The 18985-nt window shown below is 51.0% G+C and carries 17 protein-coding genes and 1 pseudogene; 12 read left to right on the top strand and 6 right to left on the bottom strand.

Features of this window, described 5'->3' with window-relative positions:
- Positions 1 to 174 precede the first annotated feature (174 nt).
- From hemC to D0B88_RS02650, 10 genes are all read left to right on the top strand, one after another.
- Positions 175 to 1119, top strand: a complete 945-nt coding sequence (hemC, locus tag D0B88_RS02695; RefSeq protein ID WP_007639563.1) for a hydroxymethylbilane synthase — start codon at positions 175 to 177, stop codon at positions 1117 to 1119.
- Between the two features lie 4 nt (positions 1120 to 1123).
- Positions 1124 to 1993 (top strand): uroporphyrinogen-III synthase, encoded by an 870-nt coding sequence (locus tag D0B88_RS02690; RefSeq protein ID WP_225318507.1) that lies wholly within the window; start codon positions 1124 to 1126, stop codon positions 1991 to 1993.
- A 67-nt stretch (positions 1994 to 2060) separates the two neighbouring features.
- A complete protein-coding gene (locus tag D0B88_RS02685; RefSeq protein ID WP_151054834.1) occupies positions 2061 to 3170 on the top strand; it encodes a uroporphyrinogen-III C-methyltransferase in 1110 nt (369 codons plus the stop codon).
- On the top strand, positions 3170 to 4378 hold the full coding sequence (locus D0B88_RS02680; RefSeq protein WP_151054832.1) for a heme biosynthesis HemY N-terminal domain-containing protein: 1209 nt from the start codon (positions 3170 to 3172) through the stop codon (positions 4376 to 4378). Before D0B88_RS02685 ends, D0B88_RS02680 begins: the two co-directional genes overlap by 1 nt.
- A 65-nt stretch (positions 4379 to 4443) precedes the next feature.
- The gene (pbpC, locus tag D0B88_RS02675) at positions 4444 to 6852 is read left to right on the top strand and encodes a penicillin-binding protein 1C (protein ID WP_151054829.1); all 2409 of its coding nucleotides are present in this window, start codon (positions 4444 to 4446) and stop codon (positions 6850 to 6852) included.
- 84 nt (positions 6853 to 6936) lie between these two features.
- On the top strand, positions 6937 to 7626 hold the full coding sequence (locus D0B88_RS02670; protein ID WP_151054827.1) for an SDR family NAD(P)-dependent oxidoreductase: 690 nt from the start codon (positions 6937 to 6939) through the stop codon (positions 7624 to 7626).
- Between the two features lie 25 nt (positions 7627 to 7651).
- A complete protein-coding gene (locus tag D0B88_RS02665; RefSeq protein ID WP_151054825.1) occupies positions 7652 to 8284 on the top strand; it encodes a flavin reductase family protein in 633 nt (210 codons plus the stop codon).
- A 79-nt stretch (positions 8285 to 8363) separates the two neighbouring features.
- Positions 8364 to 9653 (top strand): dicarboxylate/amino acid:cation symporter, encoded by a 1290-nt coding sequence (locus tag D0B88_RS02660; RefSeq protein WP_151054823.1) that lies wholly within the window; start codon positions 8364 to 8366, stop codon positions 9651 to 9653.
- A gap of 106 nt (positions 9654 to 9759) precedes the next feature.
- Positions 9760 to 11139 carry an MATE family efflux transporter gene (locus D0B88_RS02655; protein ID WP_151054821.1) on the top strand — a complete coding sequence of 460 codons (1380 nt, stop codon included), beginning with the start codon at positions 9760 to 9762 and terminating at the stop codon, positions 11137 to 11139.
- Positions 11140 to 11167: 28 nt separating this feature from the next.
- Positions 11168 to 11548: a hypothetical protein gene (locus D0B88_RS02650; protein WP_151054819.1), complete on the top strand. Its 381-nt coding sequence runs from the start codon at positions 11168 to 11170 to the stop codon at positions 11546 to 11548.
- A gap of 37 nt (positions 11549 to 11585) precedes the next feature.
- On the opposite strand, the gene D0B88_RS19085 is transcribed toward D0B88_RS02650, so the two are convergent.
- Positions 11586 to 11861, bottom strand: a complete 276-nt coding sequence (locus D0B88_RS19085) for a hypothetical protein (protein WP_225318506.1) — start codon at positions 11859 to 11861, stop codon at positions 11586 to 11588.
- A 10-nt stretch (positions 11862 to 11871) separates the two neighbouring features.
- A complete protein-coding gene (locus D0B88_RS19080; protein WP_225318505.1) occupies positions 11872 to 12213 on the bottom strand; it encodes a hypothetical protein in 342 nt (113 codons plus the stop codon).
- Between the two features lie 153 nt (positions 12214 to 12366).
- On the opposite strand from D0B88_RS19080, the gene D0B88_RS02640 reads away from it, so the two are divergent.
- Entirely contained in the window at positions 12367 to 12825 is a 459-nt protein-coding gene (locus tag D0B88_RS02640) for a GNAT family N-acetyltransferase (RefSeq protein WP_151054817.1), read from the top strand.
- A gap of 314 nt (positions 12826 to 13139) precedes the next feature.
- Here D0B88_RS02640 and D0B88_RS02635 read toward each other — a convergent pair whose 3' ends face one another.
- The 4 genes and pseudogenes from D0B88_RS02635 to D0B88_RS02620 all read right to left on the bottom strand — a co-directional run bounded on the left by D0B88_RS02635 (position 13140) and on the right by D0B88_RS02620 (position 17016).
- Positions 13140 to 15104: a bifunctional diguanylate cyclase/phosphodiesterase gene (locus D0B88_RS02635; RefSeq protein WP_151054815.1), complete on the bottom strand. Its 1965-nt coding sequence runs from the start codon at positions 15102 to 15104 to the stop codon at positions 13140 to 13142.
- Positions 15105 to 15347: 243 nt separating this feature from the next.
- Positions 15348 to 15701, bottom strand: a pseudogene (locus D0B88_RS02630) (DMT family protein).
- A 22-nt stretch (positions 15702 to 15723) separates the two neighbouring features.
- Positions 15724 to 16125 carry a hypothetical protein gene (locus D0B88_RS02625; protein WP_151054813.1) on the bottom strand — a complete coding sequence of 134 codons (402 nt, stop codon included), beginning with the start codon at positions 16123 to 16125 and terminating at the stop codon, positions 15724 to 15726.
- A 45-nt stretch (positions 16126 to 16170) separates the two neighbouring features.
- On the bottom strand, positions 16171 to 17016 hold the full coding sequence (locus tag D0B88_RS02620) for a 23S rRNA (adenine(2030)-N(6))-methyltransferase RlmJ (RefSeq protein ID WP_151054811.1): 846 nt from the start codon (positions 17014 to 17016) through the stop codon (positions 16171 to 16173).
- A gap of 136 nt (positions 17017 to 17152) precedes the next feature.
- Between D0B88_RS02620 and D0B88_RS02615 the strand changes: the two genes are divergently transcribed.
- Positions 17153 to 18985 (top strand): autotransporter assembly complex family protein, encoded by a 1833-nt coding sequence (locus tag D0B88_RS02615; RefSeq protein WP_225318504.1) that lies wholly within the window; start codon positions 17153 to 17155, stop codon positions 18983 to 18985.

Raw genomic sequence — 18985 nt, 5'->3', positions numbered from 1 at the left:
GATTGCATAACCCTGACAACGCCAGCCCTGTGCTGGCGTTTTTTATGGCGGCCAGGATCAGGGCGCAGCCCCTGAACAAAAAAGTAAAACCCGATCCGCAAACCCCAATGCCCAAACCCAGAGCGGTTTTCATAGTGGTATGATTGCGTTAACTTTTTTATCGCGTGATCTACCATGTCCTACTCTTCTTCGCGCCCACTGCGCATCGCCACCCGTAAAAGCCTCCTTGCCCTGTGGCAGGCGGAATATGTCAAAGCCGAATTGGAAAAACACCACCCGGGGTTGGTAGTGGAGCTGGTTCCCCTTACCAGTCGGGGTGACAAAATTCTCGACGTTCCCCTCGCCAAGGTGGGTGGCAAGGGGCTGTTTGTTAAAGAACTGGAAACCGCGCTGCTTGAAGGCGATGCCGATATCGCCGTGCATTCGATGAAAGATGTGCCCATGGAGTTCCCGGCGGGTTTGGGTTTGGCCGTCATTTGCCCGCGCGAAGATGCCCGCGATGCCTTTGTTTCCCATCGTTTTGCGTCGTTGGATGAACTGCCGCAGGGTGCGGTGGTGGGCACCTCCAGTTTGCGCCGCCAGTGCCAATTGTTGGCCGCGCGCCCGGATCTGCAGATCAAATTCCTGCGCGGCAACGTGCAAACGCGCCTGCAAAAGCTCGACGATGGCGAATACGATGCAATTATCCTCGCTGCTGCGGGGCTTATTCGTCTGGAATTGAAAGACCGTATCCGCGCTTATATTGAACCCGAGCTGAGCTTGCCTGCTGGTGGCCAGGGGGCGGTTGGCATTGAATGCCGGATGGATGATCTGGCGGCGATTGAATTGCTCAAACCCTTGCATCACAGCAGCACCGCCGAGCAAGTCAGTGCCGAGCGCGCCATGAATCGCCATTTACAGGGCGGTTGTCAGGTGCCGATTGCCTGTTACGCGCTGCATCGCAATGGCCAGCTCTGGCTGCGCGGTTTGGTGGGGGCGCCCGATGGCAGCCAGATGTTATTTGATGAAATCACCGGCCCGGTGGCCGAGGCGGAGCAAATGGGCATAGCGCTGGCGGATCGCCTGCTCGCTGCAGGTGCCGATAAAATTCTCGCTGCCGTCTATGCCGACGCTGAATAGCACTATGCTGTTAGCATCCAAACCTTGTGTCGTGATTACCCGCCCGCAAGCTCAGGCCGAAACCTGGGCGGCGGACTTGCAAACGCTGGGTTTTGCCAACCGTCGCTTGCCGCTACTGGAATTGCGCGCCGTGCAGGATGAGGCGCAACAGCGCGCGATTAAAAATAAAATTCTGGATTTTGATTTGTACCAGAAAGTTATTTTTGTCAGCCAAAACGCGGTGGATTACGGCATGGCATGGCTGGAAGATTACTGGCCGCAATTGCCCATCGGTATAGACTATTTTGCGGTGGGTGCGACAACGGCCAAAAAACTTGCGAATTACGGTATTGCCGTAACGGATTTGGCGATAAGTGAAAGCGGCGGCATGACCAGTGAGGATTTGCTGCGCGCGCCGCAGTTGCAAGATGTGCAGGGCGACAAGATATTAATTTTCCGCGGTCTTGGCGGGCGCGGGCATCTCGCCGAAACCTTGCGCGAACGCGGTGCCTGGGTTGACTACTGCGAACTTTATGAGCGGTTGATCCCAAGTGAAGCACAGGCGCAACTGCAGCAGTTATTGGCAGAGGCCATTGGCAATGAGCCAGCGGGCACCGGCGTGAAGGAGCGATTTATTCTGGCCCTACACAGCGGTGAAAGTTTGCAAAATTTATTAAGGCTAACGGCTAACCTGGGTGAAAATCTGCATAGCCCGGCACAAAAAACAGCACAAGCCAATGCGCTCGCGCAGCTGCAAACTCTGCCTTTATTAGTGCCGAGTGCCCGCGTGGCCGAAACGGCGAGAACAGCGGGATTTAAACACCTGATTACCGCAGAAAATGCGACTGATCATGCAATGACGGCAGCGCTGCTCAATTACACTGGCAATCAGTGAACGCGTCGCCCTTGAATTCACAGCAATTGATTCACTCATAAGTGCAATTTATTACAGGATTAATCCAGTGACTGATATTGAAACCTCCAGCTCAGCAGCGCCTGCTAACGCCGCGCCAATTAGCCCGGCTCCTGCTCCCGTACCGGTAAAAAAACACACAGTGAACTTTGCCTTCCTCTGGTTGTTTGTGTTGCTGATTATTGCGGCATTATCGTTTGGTGCCTGGCAATTATTGCAACAGGGGAAAAGCCAGCAGCAATTGGTGGATAGTTTGCGCATCCAGCTGGAAGAACAGGTGGCGTTGTTTGAGCGTCGCCAGCAAGCACTGGAAGATTCACTCAATAAAGAATTTATTGAGCAGCAAGCGGCAATTCAACTAAACCTCAATGAATTGGCGGAGCAAGTTGATAGCAACAATGCCCGCGTATTGGCTTTGTCCAGCGCAAATCGCGACGAATGGAAATTGCAGGAAGCGCAGTATTTATTGCGCTTGGCGGATCAGCGGATTTTGTTGGAACAAGACAGTCAAAATGCATTGGCATTGGCAATTTCAGCAGATGATGTATTGCGCGATATTGATCAGGCCGATTTGGTCGGTGTGCGCAAACTGCTGGCAGAGGAAATTGCGGTACTAAAAGTTGCAGGGATTATTGATCGCGAAGGCATTTATTTGCGCTTGTCCGCTGTTGCAAATCAAATCGACGCTATTCCCTTTATTGAGCCGCTGGGAAATCAGGGCGATGTATTTGAAACGGAAGACGTGCCCGAGAATGAAACCGTTAAACAGCGTATTACGCGCGGCTTTTACGATCTGCTCCACAAACTTGGCTCCTATGTACGGGTGCGCGACCACGGCAAAACAATTAATGCGGTATTACCACCGGCAGAACAAAAATATTTGCAACAAAATTTACGTTTAATGCTGGAGCAGGCGCAGGTCGCTCTGTTGCGCAACGAGGCAGGCATTTATCAGGAAAGTTTGGTTAAAGCCCAAAACTGGATTAACCAATATTTCAGCCTCAATGAAAAAGCCGCAGCGGTGTTGCAGGAGCTTAAAGCATTGGAGTCTGAAATCATTGCGCCCGAACTCACCAACTTCAGTAACTCTTCCGCCGCGCTTACAGAATATATTGCCAAGCGTGAAAAAATGGCTGCAGCACGTCGCGGGGTGCGCTAATGAGACTACGTCTGCTAAAAGCGATTGTTTTTTTATTGCTCGCCGCCGGATTATTATTTTTACTCTGGCGTGGCGATGGTTATCTGCTGATTGCCTACGGCACAAAAACGATTGAAATGACACTATGGGTTGCCGCACTGGCGGTGGTCGCGCTTTATCTGGTGCTGTGGTTTGCGCGCAAGTTGTTGCTGGGAAGCGCAGAAATGGTGCGTCGTTTCCGTGAGATATTTTTATTCGGTAGTGTAGAGCGCGCGCAAAAGCGCGCCGCCAACGGCATGGTGGATTATCTTACCGGTGACTGGCTGGAGGCGCGCAAAAAATTACTGCGCACGCTGGATAAAGTGGAGTACCCACTGGCGAATTATATTGCGGCGGCACGCAGTAGTTTTGAAATGGGCGATGAAGCGGAAGCCGATAACATTCTCGACAAAGCCTTGAGTATTAGTCATAGCGAATTGCCGGTAGCGCTCACCCGTGCGCGCTTGCATGTACAGGCAGAGCGCTATGAAGAAGCGATTAATATCCTCAAACCTATCGATATAAAAATGCCGCGCCAGGCAGCGGTGCTGGATTTAATGCACCACATTTATATCGCACAAAAAAATTGGCGCGCTTTGGAAGATATGTTCCCGTCGATGCGTAAAGCCAAGGTTTTGTCGAACGTGGAATTTGACGCGCTGGAGCAATTGCTGGCTTGTGAAAAAATGAGAGCCCTGAGCGAGCAAGTTAAATCGCTTCTGGTGGCCGAACGTTTACCAGCGTTGCAAAGCCTGTGGAAATCCTACTCGCGCAGCCTGCAAAAAAATCCGGCGGTGATTGCTGTGTATGCCGAGGCATTGGCGACTCACTATCAGGATCAGGATGCAGAAGTATTGGTGCGTAAAGCGCTTAACAATGATTGGTATGAGCCCTTGATAAACCTCTATGGTCGATTGCAGGTGAAGGAAATTCACGGTCAAATTCGCACCTTGGAAGCTTGGCTCAAACAAAAACCCCAGGATGCAACACTCTTGCTCAGCATGGGGCGCGTGATGTTGCGCAACCAGCAGTGGGAATTGGCGCGCGATTATTTCCAGCGCAGTATGAATTTACAGGCGAGTGTAGAGACCACCATGGAAATGGCGCGCCTGATGGAAAAAATGGGCGACCATAAAAAAAGTTCGGATTTATACCAGCAGGGTTTGTTGCTCGCCGAACAGAAAAAATAATTGCTGCCAGCAAGCGGCGTGCATTGCACATAGTTGCCAACCGCTGGCACTAAAGGAGTTGGGCTTTGCATCGCACGCGCTGGTTTTTATTTTGGGTGATTGGCTGTGTCGTTGTTTTAGCGCTGACACTGCAATACTTTCCCCTGCCTAAATCCCTCGCGCATACCCCCTACGCGACTATGTTGGTTGCGCGCGACGGCAGTTTGTTGGGCGCCAGCATCGCGGCGGATCAGCAATGGCGTTTTGCCCCTGTCACCACCCTGCCACAAAAATACAAAAAAGCGCTGTTGTTATTTGAAGACCATTATTTTTATCAGCATCCGGGTATAAATCCAGTTGCGTTGGTGCGTGCGCTGCGCGGCAATTATGCGGCGGGAAAAGTCACCAGTGGCGGCAGCACAATCAGCATGCAATTGGCGCGGCTATTGCGGCAGGCGGATTATCAACAGCGCAACTTGCCAACGCCTGCGCGCAACTTGTCCAGTAAAATAATTGAGGCAACGCGCGCCCTGCAATTGGAGTGGCGCTTCAGTAAAGATGAATTATTAATTCACTACACCAGCCACGCGCCCTTTGGCGGGAATATTGTCGGTTTACGGGCAGCGGCCTGGCGCTACTTTGGGCGTGCGCCGGAAAATCTTTCCTGGGCGGAATCGGCATTGCTTGCGGTATTGCCCAATAGTCCGGCATTAATCCATCCCGGTCGTCAGCGCGATAAATTACTGCACAAACGCAATCGTTTGTTAACCCGTTTGCAACAGCAGGGCTATTTGTCGGCGTTGGATTTACAGCTCGCCTTGCTGGAACCGCTGCCGGAGCGGCCTGCCCCCTTGCCACAAAACGCCGCTCATTTGTTGGCGACATTAAAAAAACAACATGCTCATCATGCGCTATTTGAATCCACTATTGATGCTGGTTTACAGCAAGTATTGAATCAAATTGCCGCGCGTCACAGTGCGCGTTTAGCCAATGAAGGTGCGCACAATCTCGCGCTGTTATTGCTGGATCACAGCACCATGGAGACTTTGGCCTATGTTGGCAACCAGCCTTGGAATAACACGGCTCCTTTTGCTGCGGATCTGGATTTAATCCAGCGCCCGCGTTCCACCGGCAGCATTTTAAAACCGCTGCTCTATGGTTTGATGTTGCAATCCGGCGAGCTGGCGCCCACCAGTTTAATTCCCGATATTCCCAGCCAGTTTGGTGGTTACAGTCCGCGCAATTACGACCGCCAATTTCGCGGGGCGGTACCGGCGCAATTTGCGCTCGCCCATTCGCTGAATATTCCTGCGGTTTATATGTTGCGCGATTACGGTATCGGGCGTTTGCAAAAACAATTGCAAACCATGGGCATGAGCACCTTGTTTCGCCCCGCTGAGGATTACGGGCTCACGTTAATTTTGGGTGGTGCCGAGGGAACCCTGTGGGAACTTACCGGTATTTATGCGCGCCTCGCCGCCAGCGCACGCGATGGCGATTTAGCGCAAACACCGGTGAAATTATTAACCGCTGATGCAACTAATTTGCCCGCTAGGCATTTTGCTAAACCGGTTATAAAACCTGTGCTTAAGCCGGTGATACAACAAGGCGCCGCCTGGCTCACCTTGCAGGCATTGATCGATGTGGCGCGCCCCGGTTACGAAAATTACTGGCGCGATTTTTCCGGCAGCCAAACTATCGCCTGGAAAACCGGAACCAGTTATGGCCTGCGCGATGCCTGGGCGATTGGCAGCAATGGCCGCTACACCTTGGGTGTGTGGGTGGGCAATGCCAGCGGTGAACCGGCGACATTTTTAAGCGGGCAGAGTAGCGCCGCACCAGTATTGTTTGATGTATTTGATGCGCTGCCCAAAATAAATTGGTTTGCCAAACCGCTGCACAGTTTGAAAACCATTTCAGTCTGCGATGACGATGGTTATCTCGCGGGCGGGCAATGCACAGCGGTGGATATTGAAGTGCCGCGCAACAGCCATTTTGCCAAAGTCACCGCCAATCATCGGCGTATTCACCTGGATACAAACGCGCAATTTCGCGTGCATAGCCAATGTGAAGCGGTAAGTAATATGCAATCCAAAAACTGGTTTGTATTGCCGCCAGCGCAGGAATTTTATTGGCGTCAGCATCACAGCAATTACCAACCGCTGCCACCCTGGCGCAGCGATTGTTTGGCGAATCTCAATCAATTAGATGATGACCAACCCATCGAATTAATCTATCCGCAATTGCAAAGCCGCATTTATATCCCGATGGATTTGGACGGCAAGCGCAGCCGCGCGGTATTAAAAGCGGTGCATCGCAATCCGGAAGCGGTGTTGTACTGGCACTTGGACGATGAATTTATCGGCGAGACAAAAATTTTTCACGAGCGTGAAATCGCATTGGAGCCGGGCTTACACCAATTGGTACTGGTGGATCAGCAGGGTTATCGCCTGCAGCGCCGCTTTCGGGTAATTGGCAAGAGCGACGCGGAGTAAACCAATTACAGTAGATCCAGTTTGTCACCCGCCACGTATAGCTACCAATAATCCTGAAATTTGGTTAGGTAAAAGGTGACGAGTGTGAGCAACTATTTAATTGTGGGTGGCACCCGCGGAATTGGCCGCGCCCTGGCGATGCAGTTGTTGGCACAGGGACACAATGTCACTGTGTGGGCGCGCAATGCGGTGGACGTTGCCGGAGCCAGCGTGATAGTGAATAACCCCGCCGAACAAGCGCCGGATATCAGTGGTTTGCCCGAGGTGTTGGATGGTGTGGTCTATTGCCCCGGCACCATTAATTTAAAACCATTTGCGCGTATTGCGGCAGAGGATTTCCTGCAAGATTTTCACATTAATTTACTTGGCGCGGTGCGTACATTACAAGCGGTAGCGCCGCTGTTAAAAAAATCCCCGCACGCGAGTGTGGTGTTATTCAGCACCGTTGCGGTCGCACTGGGCATGCCGTTTCATGCGAGTATTGCGGCGAGTAAAGCCGCTGTGGAGGGGCTGGTAAAAAGTTTGGCGGCGGAGTGGGCACCCGCCATTCGGGTAAATGCAATCGCGCCCTCACTCACTAAAACGTCGCTTGCCGAAAAATTAATTAACTCACCAGAAAAACTCGATGCCGCCGCCAAGCGTCATCCGCTGCAACAAGTTGGCGAGGCTGAAGACATAGCGGCGATGGCAGCATTTTTATTATCGCCGCACGCGCGCTGGATGACCGGGCAAATCATTGCGATGGATGGCGGTATGTCGGCGATTAAATCCTGAATTTTTTCAAAAGGAATCTGGTGGTATGCATATCAATCTCGATGAAATGGTGCAGCTGGAACAGCGCTATCGCGCGCATTTTATTAATTCCCTCGGCGGTTTTAAAAGTTTGGTGATGCTCGGCACCCAGAGCCTGCAGGGTCAAACTAACCTCGCGCTGTTCAGTTCATTTTTTCACTTGGGTGCAAGCCCGGCGCTGTGCGGCTTGATTGTGCGCCCCGACAATGGCAATCGCCATACACTCAACAATATTATGAATACGGAACTGTACACCCTTAACCATGTGCATGAGGCGATTTACCAGCAGGCACACCAGACTTCGGCCAGTTACCCGGCCGCGCAATCGGAATTTGCGGCGACGGGTTTGAGTGAAGAATGGCTGGGCGGATTTTTTGCGCCCTTTGTGAAAGAGAGTCGTGTAAAAATGGCGGTGCAATTAGCACAGCGCATCGACCTGCAAGTCAATGGGACAATTTTATTGATAGGTAAAATTCTCGATGTCTATCTGCCCGATGAGATTGTGGGCAGCGATGGTTTTGTCGATTTGGAAGCGGCGGGCACTCTGACTCTATCGGGGTTGGATTCTTATCATCACACCCAAAAAATTGCACGCTTGTCCTATGCCAAACCGGATAGGCCGTTAACAATTATTGGTTAAATTCTGTTGATGGCTGCAGGCGTTTGAGCAATCAGCCGTTTTCCGCTTTAATGGGTGGACATTCCCAGTGGATTCCACCATGCCCCGTTTAAATACCCAAATTCTCATCGCCGCACTGCTGGGCATACTGCTTGGCGCGAGTATCGGCCTGCTGGGTGATGACTCGCTCACCAAAGAGTATCTGTTTTACGGCAGCGGTATTGTGGGGAATGTATTTGTCGATTTATTAAAAATGGTGATGATTCCGCTGATCTTCACCTCCATCGTCGTCGGTGTTGCTAATTTGCAAGCGCATCATCAGGCGCGACGTGTGTGGCAATACACGCTACTATTTTTTGTTTCCACCATGGCACTGGCAATGGTGGTTGCGCTGGTGGCGAGTAATATATTTAAGCCCGGCGCCGGTTTGCACTTGGCGATGTTTGCTGATGCCATGCACAATTTCGAAGCCAAACAATTAACTCCCGCCGATTTTTTTGCCCAATTCCTGCGCAGTTTATTTCAAAACCCATTTGCAGCCCTGGCTCAGGGCAATATTTTGCCCGTGGTGGTGTTTGCATTATTTTTGGGTGTGGCCTTGGTGATGGGCGGTGCGCGCTACCAGCATATCCTGAATATGATGCAGGAATTTCTGGATTTGATTATGCGTATGGTGGGCTGGATTATGCGGTTGGCCCCACTGGGAATTTTTGCGCTGTTATTTAAATTAGTAGCCACCCAAAATACTGAATTACTCACTACGGTAGGCGGCTTTATTGTGTTGGTATTTGCCACCACCTTATTTCATGCGATGGTGGTACTGCCATTCATTTTGTATCTGTTTACCAAAAAATCGCCGCTCTGGTTTTGGCGTGGTGCTCGCGAGGCATTAATTACCGCCTTTGCCACCAGTTCCAGTTCTGCCACTGTGCCGATTACGCTGCGCTGTGTGGAAACTAATTTACAGGTGCGCAAAAATATTGCCGGTTTTGTAGTGCCTCTGGGCGCCACCATTAATATGGATGGCACTGCGCTGTATGAAGCTGCCGCCGCCTTATTTGTCGCAAATCTGGTGGGAATTGAATTAAGCCTCGCGCAGCAGTTAATTGTATTTTGCACCGCGATGATCGCCTCTATGGGCGCACCCGGTGTGCCCAGTGCGGGCATGGTCACTATGGTAATGGTGCTGCAGTCGGTAGGCTTGCCGGCAGAAGCTATCGCCATTTTATTGCCGATCGATCGCCTGCTCGACACCATCCGCACTGCGGTAAACGTGCAGGGCGATATGGTGGGCAGTGTGGTGGTAGATAGATTGGTCGGCAATGGTTTGCAAGAGCCTGATTCGCAAGCGAATGGTGTGCAAGGAAATAACCCGGACGCCACATCGTAACTACGCCGTTGGGTAGTGCCATTGTTTAGGCTCTTACCACTTATTAACAATCGCCTTTGTTGATAACCACTATAATGCTGGTTCCTTATCCGCACTGGAGCCAGCTGTGCACACGCCTCCCGAATTAATTTCCCTCACCGACAAGCGTGCGTTTTGGCGCGGTGTAATTTTATTGTCGCTACCAGTGGCGGCGCAGATGTTATTGCAATCGCTGCTGGGAATGGCCGACGTAATTATGGTGGGCGATTTAGGTTCCAGCGCCATTGCCGCGGTGGGGCTTGCGGCAAAAATCCATTTTTTATTGTTAGTGCTAATGAGTGGCCTTGCCACTGGCTGCAGTATTCTGGTCGCGCAATACATTGGTGCTAAAGATTTTGTGAGTTGTCAGCGCAGCCTTGCCGTGACCTTGATTGTGGGCACCCTGGTGATGTTGCCTTTTGTTTTAGTATTTGGTTTTGGCTCGCGCACCTGGGTTAGCTGGATCAACCCTGACCCGCAAGTGGTAGAGCTGGCCGCGCAATACCTCATCATCACCGCGCCCGCGTTATTATTTACCCAGTGGATTGTGATTTACGAAGCCTCGCTGCGCGCGCTGGGTAATACCACTATGCCATTAATTGCTGGCGTATTTGCCGCCGCATTAAATATTGCCGGTAACTACGCGCTGATTGGTGGCAATTGGGGGTTTCCTGCGCTCGGTGTTGCCGGTGCGGCGTGGGCAACACTGGGTGCACGTGCATTGCAATTATTAATTGTAGTGGGCTGGGTTTACGCAAAAAAACATGGCTTTGCATTGAATCTTACGCAATTAAAAATGGGTTTGGATAAAACCCAAATTAATCGCTATCTCGCCTTCTCATTGCCACTGGTTGCCAACTACGCCATCTGGGCGGTGGGCAATTCAACCTATCATTTGGTAACGGGTTTTGCAGGCACCGAAGCGCTGGCGGTGATGGGCGTTATAGTGCCCATTGAAAGCGCCTTTTTTGCATTATTTGTCGGCCTCGCCAATGCCTCGGCAGTATTAATCGGGCGCGAACTGGGTGCGGGTAACAATGACACCGCGTGGCAGCTGCATCAGTTTTTTGATCGCATCACCTTCATTTTATTAATTATTTTTTGCAGCGCACTCTGGTTCGCCCGCCCGCTGATGCTGCACATATTCGATCAGCTGGATGCCAAATCCACCGAATTATTATTTAATACTCTCGGTGTATTCTGTTTGCTGGTGTGGGTAAAAGTCATCAACATGATGCGTATTATCGGCGTACTACGCGCCGGTGGCGATAACCGCTTCACCCTCATTACCGACACTATAGTGATGTGGGTTTTTGGCTTGCCGATTTATATCGCCGCCGTCTTTCTCACTAAAATATCGTTTATCTATTTATACGCACTCATGTTCCTTGAAGACGGCTTAAAATTCATTCCCGTCATCAAACGCATTGCGAGCCGTAAGTGGATGAATAATCTAACCAAGCACTAATTGTCTTCACTGACTGGGAAATATATCCATGTATACGTTTAACTTTATCGATGCATGGATTCTCGCGGCAATTTATTCCGCTGGACTAAAAGGTGAGAATTCTTACGCGCATATTATTGCCAGCTTGCCAAATCTCGGTCGACCATTACCCGTTCACGCCGAATGCAAAATCGCTTACGATAAGTTTTTATACATTGGTCTGATTGTCGCTGATGGCGATAAAACCTCGCTATCTGCAGTCGCAGAAAAATTGGTAAAAGAGGCGTATGTTGAAAACACCCTGCAGTGGGTTTCCGCCATCGAAAAGCAGCTTGTACCTTACAAGTTAAAAAGTATGTGTAATCGCTTTGAGTGGAGTGAGGATGAATATTTTTGGGGCATGGGGTTATTAAGAGAGAGCTTTGAATAAAGATAAGTTGGGGTTTTAATATTTTATTTTTTCTGCTTCATAAACCAATACATTTCAGAAGTTCATCTGTCAATTTAAAGTCGATAAAGTTTGGCGCGTGGTCGATTTTTTTTCCAATCAAAATAAACTTGAACCCAAGTTCTTGGCAAGCTTTTTTATCCCAGCTACCATCGCCAAAGTATGTACATGGTGAATTTTTTTCTATGTTTGCTTTAATGCTGGCGATTCGCATTATTTCTATTCTTGATTGACTGTTATTTGCCGAAGCAATTGGTATTTTTGAAAAGTCTATTCCTGCAGATCGAAGCTTCAATAAAGCGCTTTCATACCACCCACCCACCCGTTGCAAAAGAAACCTTAACATTATTCATAGAGCTGAGTAGTGATAGAAACGAGGACGCTCCTGGCACTTGATAAATAGGTTTTAATTCAATTGCTTGTTTCAAACGTTTAACGAAAGCCTGTTTAACATCTGCATGTGTTCGTTTCTCATTGAGAATATTGTTTGATTTAATGATTTCGTTAAGTATTCCCGAATCCGTGACATGTTGATACTTTGACCAATCTGAATCAATGCAGATACCGGTTGCTTCTTCAACTGCACTAACAAAGCATATTGAGTCAAGCTCATAGGATTCAACCAGAGTTCCATCAATATCAAACATAATATGGTGCAACAGAAATTTTCCTCTGGTTTATTGGCTATCAACTGGCTAGAAGGTTAATTGACGGGCTGTCCTTAATGCTCCGAGCATATCAGTTATTTATTCGCTAGAATATCTGCAGTTTTATAACCTATAAACCACAAGGAAATGCCTATGCTGATTCGTGTTGATGACCTGACCAGCCCTGCAATTGCAGATTTATTGACTGAGCACTTACAGGATATGTATGCCGCGTCGCCGCCAGAATGTGTATATGCGTTGGATTTGGAAAAATTGCGTAAGCCAGAAATTACCTTTTGGAGCCTATGGGATGGTGAGCAGTTAATGGGGTGTGGTGCCCTGAAAGAGTTAGATGCACAGCATGCAGAGATTAAATCCATGCGCTCGGCGAACCGGTTTCGCGGACAGGGTGTGGGTAAGGCGATGTTGGAGCATATTTTAACGGTGGCGCGCGAACGCAATTACACCCGCTTGAGTTTGGAGACCGGATCACCGGATTTTTTCATCCCTGCACGTAAACTTTACGAGCGCTACGGCTTTGAATACTGCGGCCCGTTTGGTGATTACCCGGAAGACCCTTACAGTATGTTTATGACCAAGGTGATGGTTTAATTTATTTGTGAGATAGGGACTATTTATGTCGGCTACGCTTTTAATTTTGGTGCCATTTTTTATTATTTTCGTAGCCGTCATTATCGGTTATGCGATTTTCTCGTCGCTACGAAAATACAAGGCACTTGCTACGTTTGAATGTTATAAAAATCAGCACCCGCAGTTAGTGCATGCCCATGGGGTTGAGTGTTTTCGTTGCGGTGGACGGCAAATTTATATTAGGCAGGCCGGTAATATTGGTTCCAAAGTATTAAATCTGCATGTATGTAAAACCTGCGGTAAAAATCTTTACCGCTCCGAGTCTTGACGCTAATTTAAGCAGAGTGGTTTTTGTCCCACAGCTCACAAAAAATAGGGACTTCCTCGGCGGCCATGGGGCGTGCCCAATAATAGCCTTGTGCTTGGGTGCAGCCCAGGCTGCGCAGCAGGGCGAGGGTGGGGGCGTCTTCTACGCCTTCGGCGATGGTTTTTAGGCCGAGGCTGTTGGCCATTTGGATGATGGCGCGCACTATGGCGGCGTCGTTACTTTGGTCATCCATTTTGCGCACGAAGGACTGATCAATTTTCAGTGCTTCTACTTCAAATTTTTTCAAATACCCCAAGTTGGAATAGCCGGTGCCAAAATCGTCGATGGATAGGTGAACACCTTCGCTGCGCAGGTGTGCCAGTGTGCTCGCCAAACGGTCGCTGTCTTCAATTAATAGTGATTCGGTTAATTCCAATTCCAGATATTGTGGTGGCAGGCCGCTGGTGGCGAGTGCGCCTAATACCAGGTTGTCGATATTGCCGCGTTTGAATTGAATGGAGGAAATATTAATAGCGATGGTAAATTGCAGCAGGCCACTATCGTACCAGTGTTTGGCTTGGCGACAGGCTTCTTGAATAACCCATTCGCCCAATTGAATAATTAAACCTGAGGATTCCGCGAGCGGGATAAAAATAGTGGGTGAAATAAAACCCTGTTCGGGGTGTTGCCAGCGCAGCAGTGCTTCAAAGCCGCAAATGCGATTGGTGCGTAAATCAATTTTGGGTTGGTAGTGCAAACTGAAATTTTTTTCTTGCAACGCTTTGCGCATCCCGGAAATTAAACTGATATGGTCGAGCATGTTGCGATTAATCGCCGGGTTAAAAAAGCGGAAACTGTTGCGCCCGGAATCCTTGGAGTGATACATGGCCATGTCGGCTTTTTTAATCAGTGTATCCAGGTCTTCACCGTCTTGTGGGGCGAGGGCGATACCGATGGAGCAGGTGCAGAAAATTTCAATATTGCGGTAGAGGTAATTTTCTGACACCAATTGCAGTATGTCCAAACTCGCTTGTGATGCTTGGTCGGCGGATTCAATGTTGGGCAAAAATACAATAAATTCATCGCCGCCATAGCGACATACCGAATCGACTTTTTTGGTGTAGCTGAGCAGGCGCAGCGCCACTTCTTTTAAAATCTGATCGCCCGCTTGATGCCCGAGTGAATCGTTGATGGGTTTTAAATTATCCAGATCGATAAAAATAATGCCGAGCAATTGCTGCTGTTGTTTGGCTTGTGTATAAATTTTTTGAAAATTGCGCTGCGCCAAATTGCGGTTGGGCAGGCCGGTGAGTGAATCGTGGCTGATGAGGCGCTCTATATGATTTTGAATATTGATCATGCGCTCGTTTTCGCGCGCTAATTCATTGAGTGCCGCGCGGTAGTCCTGCGCGAGCAGCGCCACTGCAATTGCAATCACACATAAAATAATAATGGTAATACTGCCGGTGGCGAGGTTGGTTGGCTCAATCACATGTTGATGCAGTTGGAAGTGGTTGACGTAGCTGATGGCGGCGAGCACGGCCACCATTAGTGCGACTAAACACACGAGCAGGCGTTTGTTGCCGAGCATGGCGGCAAATACCATTACCCCGCAGTAACCCAGCAGCGCGGTATCGCGAATGCCGCTGCCCATCCACGCGAGATAAGAGAGCATCAGGGTGAGGGTGATGAGAAAAATCGTCGCACCCAGCAGCGCGCGTTTTTTATAAATCGCCCAGTCCACACTGAATAAAAAAATGCCGGTGGCGATCATGATAAAACTGTCGTCATAGCGCGCGGCGGTCATGGTGATAATGCTTACCAGCAGCAGGGCGATTTGGGTGACGCGCAGAATTTGCACCAGGCGTTTGGTCTTGGTTTTGGTAAAACTGTCGCAGGCGACGCCGGTGCGGGCGGGTTGGGCGCCTTTGGCTGCGGGCAGTGGCTGTAATGGGTCGCTTACAGCCTTGGTGTTGGGCGGTTGATGATCCACGATCTGGCCTTGGTCATAATGATAGCGACCTGCCAGCGGCGCTGCGCCAGTGTGGCTGAGACAAGTTCCGCTCTGACTGATTACAGGTTCCGTTGTGATGAGGGGCAGGTCTGCTACGGGTAAGCGGTTGATGCTGATGCCCTGGCTGCGGAGTTGTTGTGGTTATGTCCGGGAGCAAATGGCATTCGCGTATTAGTTATTTATAGTTGATATTCGCGCCATTTGCCGGAAAAGCGAGGGGCTTTATCCTGTTATTTTGTCCCTAAACATAAAAAATACTGCGCCCAAAAGGCATAAGCCAGCCCAGAGGTAATCCAGCTTGAGCGGCTCTTTGAGGTAGAAGAGCGCAAAGGGTACAAACACGCTGAGGGTGATCACTTCCTACAGGATTTTGAGCTGGCCCACTGACATCACCGTGTAACCAATGCGATTGGCCGGCACCTGCAACAGGTACTCAAACAGTGCAATGCCCCAGCTAATAAAGGCGGCGATAATCCAGGGTTTGTTATTCAGCTCCTTGAGGTGGGCGTACCAGGCGAAGGTCATAAAAATATTGCTGCAAAACAATAGGCCTATGGCGATAAGGGATGCCTGCATGGTTGCTCCAGCGCTGGATGGTTTAGTGTGGTTCGTGGGTGTCAGGGGTTGTGGTGGCTTGCTGTTCTTCCAGATCGCGTTTTTTGCCCACCGCGTAGGAGCTCATAATGCTGAACAGCCAGGCGGCAAGCAGCAGCCATTTGCCCTCGGCCCAATAGGGCGATTCAAACACGGCGCCGTGCAGGCTATTCCACAGATAGGGGATGTCCAGACCAAAATCACCGCGTTTGGCTTTGGCATCCAACTCGTTGGAAAGCTGCAGCGCAACCTGCAACAGGTTGATAAACAGCAGCCCGATAATCAGCGCGGCGGGCACCGCGAATACGCAGCCGCGTAGCCGCTGGCCGAGCATAAACAGGCCAGCGCCAGGAAAGATAAATGCACTGGCGATGGCGGCGCGTTTGGCGTGAGTCATGGTGCTCATAGCGATTTCTTGCTCCCGTGCGGGTTAACGTCTCTGTTGCGGAAACTACTTTTCGGCGACCAGTTGTTCCAGGCGGTAAAACCCCTGACCCGGTTCACTCAGGTTATCCACTAACCAGGGCAGGGTTTCCTCCATCGCGCCCCAGAGTGTCCAGGGCGGGTTGATGACTATCATGCCGCTGGAGGTCATGCCGTGTTCAAGGCTGTCGGGTGCGATACCGAATTCCATCAATTGAATATTTTTGATGCCGGATTTTTTCAGTGCCAGCTCCATTTCGTCAATCCGCGCGCGGTTCACCACCGGGTACCAAATCGCAAAACTGCCCACGGCAAAACGTTTGTGGGCGTTAATCACCTGTTTCACCAGCTGGTGGTAGTCACTTTTGATTTCATAGGAGGGGTCGATTAATACCAGCGCGCGGCGTTCCAGTGGCGGCAGCAGTGCTTGCAGGCTGGCGAAGCCGTCTTCATCCAGCACTTTGACGCGCTTGTCGCTGCGCATGGCATCGCGCAGGAATTGGTAGTCGCTGGGGTGCAGTTCGTGCAGGAAAAGGCGGTCGATGGGGCGCATCAGGGTCTGCGCAATCAGCGGCGAGCCGGGGTAAATTTGCAGTGGGCCGCGCTCGTTCAGGGTGTGTACCAGCTCCAGCAGGCGGGCGAGGGCGGCGGGTTTTTCACTGCTAGTCCAGAGCGGGCCTATGCCCGTATCAAACTCGCGGTTCTTTTGCGCCTGTGGGCCGCTCAGTTTGTACACACCGGCGCCCGCGTGGGTATCGATAATGCGCAGGGGTTTATCTTTTTGCGTCATATACTCCAGCATGTGTATCAGCACGGTGTGTTTGAGAATATCGGCAAAATTGCCGGCGTGATAACCGTGGCGGTAGCTGAGCATAGGGGGCGATCCAGGGAGACAGGCAAGGGGGCGGAATTATAGCGGCCCAAGGGGATAAATACCCGAACAAGATTGTCACACGATTAACCTTTTAGTGAAGGAACCAAGCAGTTACAGTAACGCCTGCGTCTACATCATGAAGATACCCGGATTGTTCTCTCCCCCAGTCACTCGCTTTATTTTTCCATTTCGCATGCGCTCTGTGGTGGCGGTGTTGTCCGTGGCTGCGCTGTGGCTGACGGGCAGCCCGCAGGTGCAGGCCGCCGAGCCGGAAATTGACATCACTGGCGGCACCAAAGGCCTGCGCGAAAATGTGCGCCTGCACCTGAGCCTGGCCGAGGAGAGCTGCACCACGCCGCTGTGGCGGCTGAATACCATGCTCAATGACAGCGCGGCAGAAATCACCGCTGCCGCCCAAGCGCTCGGCTTTTACGAATTGGAGTACGAGGCCAAGCTGGTGCGCAATAAAGATTGCTGGGGCTTGAATATGCAGCTCACGCCGGGCGACCCGATCCTGGTGACCGAGCTGCGCATTGAAATCCTCGGCGAGGGCAGCCAGGATTCAATTTTCCAATCACTCTACGACAAACCCGGCATCAAACTGGGCAATCGCCTCAATCACGGCCGCTATGAAACCCTCAAGGCGCGCTTCAGTTCGCTCGCGTCACTGCACGGTTATTTTGATGCCGAGTTCAAGCAGTCGCAGGTATCGGTCAATGTCGCGGAAAAAAGTGCGGTCATTGCGCTGGTGTACGACACCGGCAAGCGCTACCGGATTGGCGAGATCAACCTGCAGCACTCGATCCTCGATGAGGATTTTCTGCAGCGCTACTACAACATCAAACCCGGCGATTATTACGATACCGATGAATTGCTGGAGTTAAAAAATGTGTACAACGCCAGCAATTATTTTGCAGTGGCGAGCGTGTCGCCCGACCTGCAGGCGCTGGAGGATCATCAGGTGCCTATCAATATCGACCTGGAGCAGCGCAAGCGTCATGCCTACTCCATGGGTGCCGGTATTGAAGCCGATGAGCCGCGGGTATTGCTCGGTTTTGAGGATCGCTATGTAAACCGGCGCGGCCACCGCTTTAACGCGGACCTGGCGGCGTCCGACATTAAAAAAAGCGCGCAAGCCACCTACACCATTCCCATGCGTCGCCCGGCCTATGAATTTCTGCGCTTTTACACCGGCTATCTGGAAGAGGAGACGGTGACCTCGCTCAGCGAAAAATACACCTACGGCAGCAGCTATTCCTATTATCACGACAACAAATGGCTGCAGACCTATGCGCTGGATTACATTCAGGAGGAATCTACCATTGGGCGTATGTTGCCCCAGCGCAGCGATTTGATTATCCCGTCCTGGTCGGTTTTGCGCACCAAAACCGACGGTTCGCCCTACCCCTTGAGCGGGTGGTCGGCGCTTGGGCGCATTTCCGGCTCCCCCAAAAGTATCGGCTCGGACTTCAGTTTTGCGCAGTTTTATGGCCGCGCCAAATACGTGAAGGGCTTTGCCTATGGGCGGATTTTGCTGCGCACCGAGCTGGGTATTACCGAGACCGATAATGTGGATCAACTGCCGGCCTCGGTGCGCTTTTTTGCCGGTGGCGATTCCAGCGTGCGCGGCTATGAATACAAATCCCTGGGGCCAACGCGCAATATCTACGGTGAGGATTTTTCCGGCCCGCTGGAGGACCCGGCCGCCGCCGAGGAAGTGATTGGCGGCAATAACCTGTTGGTGACCAGCATTGAATACGACTACCGCTTGGAGGATTCCAATTGGGTGGCGGCGCTGTTTTACGATCAGGGTAACGCCGCTGACGATACCAATATTGATTTCAAGCGTAGCGCCGGTGTCGGTGTGCGCTGGATCTCTCCCATCGGCCCGATTCGTATCGATGTGGCCAAAGCGCTGGACGATGAAAAGTCCTGGATGTGGCACATCAGCATGGGGCCGGATTTGTAA

The organism is Cellvibrio sp. KY-YJ-3, from assembly GCF_008806955.1.
GTDB lineage: Bacteria > Pseudomonadota > Gammaproteobacteria > Pseudomonadales > Cellvibrionaceae > Cellvibrio.
This window is presented reverse-complemented; position numbering and strand designations above follow the sequence as displayed.